This is a genomic window from Candidatus Cryosericum odellii, from assembly GCF_003570935.1.
GTDB lineage: Bacteria > Caldisericota > Caldisericia > Cryosericales > Cryosericaceae > Cryosericum > Cryosericum odellii.
Genome location: NZ_QXIU01000221.1, coordinates 1 through 4339, shown reverse-complemented (window position 1 = coordinate 4339; position 4339 = coordinate 1). Strand labels below are relative to the sequence as shown.

Here is a 4339-nt window from a genome sequence, read left to right as displayed (position 1 = left end):
TTCCATGTCGATGGCAGCGAAACATAGAAACCATACTGAGCGTTCCGATATTGAGTCTTGTCGAATGTGACGATCACTACCAAAACAACTGCGGCTATGACTACAACGCACAGCGCCGATAGAAGCGCTCGTTTTGACACTGTTCTCATGTGGTCTTCTCCTATTGCCTGAAGAGTAGTATCTATAACGGAGTATATCGACGAATTGGGAATTGTATCACGCAGGCGCAACCCCGGTCATTGATATTGACCGGGGGCGCGTAATCATTTTATCTCTTACGACTTCGCTGTTATCGTGATCGTGTGTGCGGTCCCATCCCATTGAATGTCCAGCCCAAGCGACTCCGAGACGAACCGGAGAGGCAGGAGAGTCCTTCCGTACGAGATGACCGGTACAACAGCGGGATTGGTGTCGATGCTGACCGACTTTCCGTCTATCTCTGCAGCGTTCTTTCCGATCCACAGGTTCAGCGTCGTACCGTTCCTCACAATAGTGACCTTCTGCTCCGCCGCATCCCAGGCGATGCTTCCTCCAAAGACTTCAGTAATTATCCGTATGGGGATGAAGGTGCGTGAGCTGAAGATGTCGGGGGCTGCGTCGATTGGGACTTGCTTCCCGTCTACCAGGATCATCTTACTGCCGATCGTCAGTTTCATTAGGCTTCCCGCGTTCATGACGAAGGAGGCTGTGACTGTCTTGTCCGTGTCCATCGTGATGGTTTCGGGATTCTTCGTGCCAGACAGGTCGCCTGACCATCCGGTGAAGGAGTAACCGGTGGCAGGAGTTGCAGTAAGAGCAATTGTTGTGCCCACAGCGTAGGAAACCGCATCGGGGGACCTGACGACCGAGCCTCCCGCAGAAGGGGATGTCACGGCCGTCAAGGTATGGGATGAGGACATGTTGTAGCTGAACACTCCGTGCGAGGTGCAGGCATACAAGGTGGCAGCCCCCGGGTTGACGACAAGGGAAGTGACCCATTGATGCAGACCCGTATCTGTCCAGTGGTTCCCGCCATCGGTTGAGCGAATGACACCAGTATCCCCAGCGGCATAGATGGTCGTGGGTGTTGCAGGGTCGAGAACAATTTCCCAAAGGTCCATGCCAAGAAGTGGAGAGTCGGAGTCAAGCGCTATGGCCCACGTGCTACCGCCGTCGGTGGAACGCAGGATTCGGCACAATATCTGTTGAAAGTCGCCATAGGTGGAGGCTGCATACATGATCGAAGGATTTGCTGGATTGATTGCCAGTGCGACAATGCTGTCCATCTGATCCGGGCCCGTCTTGACGACCATCGCAGTCCAGTGGTCACCGCTGTCTGTTGAGCGATAGAAGTAGTCGGCCCCGAGATATAGCGTCGTATGGATGACAGGATCGATGGTAAGAGACGAGACCATCATGCGTGTGAGGCCAGTGTTCGCCGCCGTCCAGTTAGCGCCGCTGTCTGTGGAGCGGAAGATGCCAGCATCGGTTCCGGCGTACAAGGTTGTTGGAGTAATGTGGTCGACGATCAGGCAGTTAACCCCATTTGTACACGGTAGAGTGGCTTCTGCTGTCCAAGTTGCCCCGCTGTTTGTAGAGCGGAAGATCTTCTTCGCGACAGAGGCATAGAGAATAGAAGGAGTCTTGGGGTCGAAGGCGATATGGTTGACGTAGCCAATGGTTGACGTTGCGCTCGCCGTGTGCCACGTCATGCCACCGTCGTGAGAGTAGAGAACGCCATTGATGCAACTCTGATACATGGTGGTGGAAGTCTTCGGATCGACGATCATCTCCCCTACGACCTTTCCGCCGGTGAAGGCAACCGGGAAACTCACCTTTGTCCAGGTGGCTCCGCCGTTGGTGGAACGGAAGAGTCCGGAACTCGTGCCGGCGTACAGTGTCGTTGGGATCTTGGGATCACTGGCAATAGAATTGACCGTTCTGCTGGCAAGACCGGCACTTATCGTCTTCCACGTGTCGCCCTTGTCTGTCGACGACAGGACACTATTGTCGGTCCTCACATACAGAGTGGAAAAAGTCTTCGAACCAATGACGAGCTCGACGCGGGCCGCGTTATCAATATGCATGCTCAATGCTTTCCAAGTGCTGCCGCCGTTGACGCTTCTGAGGATGACGCGCCTGGAGAAGCTATTCACATAGCCAATTGCGTACAGGGTTGTCGAAGCCAGTGGGTCGATAGCAAAATAGGAAACCCCTTCCAGAGTAGAACCTTTGCCCAGTGTTGTCCAGGTCGCACCACTATCGATGGAGCGGCAGATATAGGATTGGGTTACGGTGTACACCGTGGTTGGCGTCTTTGAGTCGACAGCAATCTCCCAGCATATTTGGTTTCTTGTCAGTTCAGAGTTTATGTCCTTCCATGATCCACCGTTGTTGACAGAGCGGAAGACACCATTATAGCCGGTAACAACGTACAGGGTGGTTGGAGTGAGGGGATCTATGACAACGGAAGTGACGGACGGTTGAGTTGTCTGAGCAGAAATGGTGCCGCACACCGTCCAAGTGGTGCCACCGTCAACGGTTCGGAAGAGGCCTTCATTGGTGCCGGCAAACATCGTAGAGGGGGATTTCGGGTTGATGGCAAAGCAAGTCATATTGCTGAAATCAGAAGTGTTGCCCAGAGCGCTGGGCGTGGTGGAGAACTTGCCGTTTATTGCCGCCCACGTGGCGCCGCTGTCTTTGGAACGGAACAAGCCACCTGCTGTGGCAGCGTACAGGGTGGAAGAATGGACGGGATCAACGGCAAGAATGGAGACGCCGCCATCATACATCGGAAGCTGTTTCCAGGCGTTGGCATCTGCCGCTTTCACGACAGGAGTGTAAACCAGAACACCCGAGAGACTTAGCGAGAGACACAGAGCTAGAACCATGATGGTCGCAGCAGGTGAGTGATTTCGTGCCTTGGTTGTTGTCATGTTATGCGCCTCCAACACGTACTTTCAACAGGGGCGTTGGAATGGAACCTGGACACCAGCGCCATCAGCTCGCCGTATCGTTGCGGCGTCGCAGCGGAGATCGTATCGTCTACTACAAGTATAACGCGTGGCGATGTTTTGACTAACTTGGACGATGGGCGACGCGCAGACGCTACTTGAAGGAACAAGTCGTCATCACCATGGACTCTGATGCAATCCAGTGTGGGCGTGAAATGCCAGTGCTTCAATGTCTGACTCCACCTTTCACCGCCACTAGTATCTGCACAATTAGAGTCGTGTAATTGCGGGTCCGCAAACCCGCATGGTTGCGTAGGGCACTCAGGATTACACGACATTAATCTTCAGGCGGCATGCTGAGGATCCAGTAAGGTCAATGACAAATTGAGGGACGTTTTCGATCAGAAATGGAATTTGAAAGAGAGTCTACGGCAAGTGCAAGGAATGGTCACGGATAGCAAGACCCCCGTAGGGATTACTGATCGGGGGCGCTTGCCAGTTGCTGGTCAATATGAACCGGCGTGCTCTGAGCGAGTTCCCTACAGGCGTTCAGCGTCCGACTTCTCGTCTCCAATATCGCGCGGAACCATACCTCCATATGGTTCGTGGTTGAGATACGTATCTTTTGACGCTGAGAAGACGGAGTTCTTCCTGATGACGTCTTCTTTGTCGTCGATGGAAAGGTACTCGTTCTCAGGGTCGTCTGTACGTCCGGCTCTATCGCGTTTCGCAATCAATGTAAGCAACACCGCGATGATAATGACTGCTGCTATCAAGAGTATCGGCCACCAGATCATGTCTGCCTCCCCCATGCTGTTCAAACGTCAAATAGAACGTGCTGAGTGCCTTTCGTCACGTGCATCACCCAGGCCCTCCTTCGGCGCAAGATATTGATGCAGCTGCGCCGTGCTTTCCAGTACTAGTGCATCATTGTCAACGTATTATAGCCGACGAGACAAACCAGACAATAGAGAAAGGGAAGGATGTAACACTCGGAACGCCCGTGAGCAATGGCATCGTCACCACCACAGACACTGGCCCAATCAACTGTAAATGGGATATTGCAACTCACCCACCCATGCCGCCGTCATCAATTACACGGCATATTGTCAAATTACACGACTCCAATTGTCGCGCCCACCGCGGGGAACTTTGTACTAGACCCCGTCAGGCACCTTCTCTTCCATCAAGCTGCGATAGTCGATGATTTCGGCGTCCACAGAGAAACTGCCGTTTCCGATGGCATGGCAGACTCTCTTCTCCGTTTTTCCTTCGTTGTACCAGACGCGGGTTGCTTCCAGTATTACAAGACCGTGTTTTTTCACATAGTCTACGACCTTGCATTCCAGAGCGGCAAGGCATTCGCCGATCAGCGGTGCCTTCACATCTTTTGCCGGAAGTGCGGT

General features: G+C 53.4%; 3 protein-coding genes. All 3 read right to left on the bottom strand.

Annotated features, from left to right (window positions below):
* Positions 1-275: 275 nt before the first annotated feature.
* Positions 276-2915 carry a stalk domain-containing protein gene (locus SMC5_RS09065; protein ID WP_119120448.1) on the bottom strand — a complete coding sequence of 880 codons (2640 nt, stop codon included), beginning with the start codon at positions 2913-2915 and terminating at the stop codon, positions 276-278.
* Positions 2916-3472: 557 nt separating this feature from the next.
* Complete coding sequence (locus tag SMC5_RS09060) at positions 3473-3730, bottom strand: hypothetical protein (protein WP_119086953.1); 258 nt, start codon at positions 3728-3730, stop codon at positions 3473-3475.
* A gap of 360 nt (positions 3731-4090) precedes the next feature.
* Positions 4091-4339 (bottom strand): flavin reductase (locus SMC5_RS09055; RefSeq protein WP_207799184.1); only part of this gene is annotated, 249 nt, incomplete at its 5' end.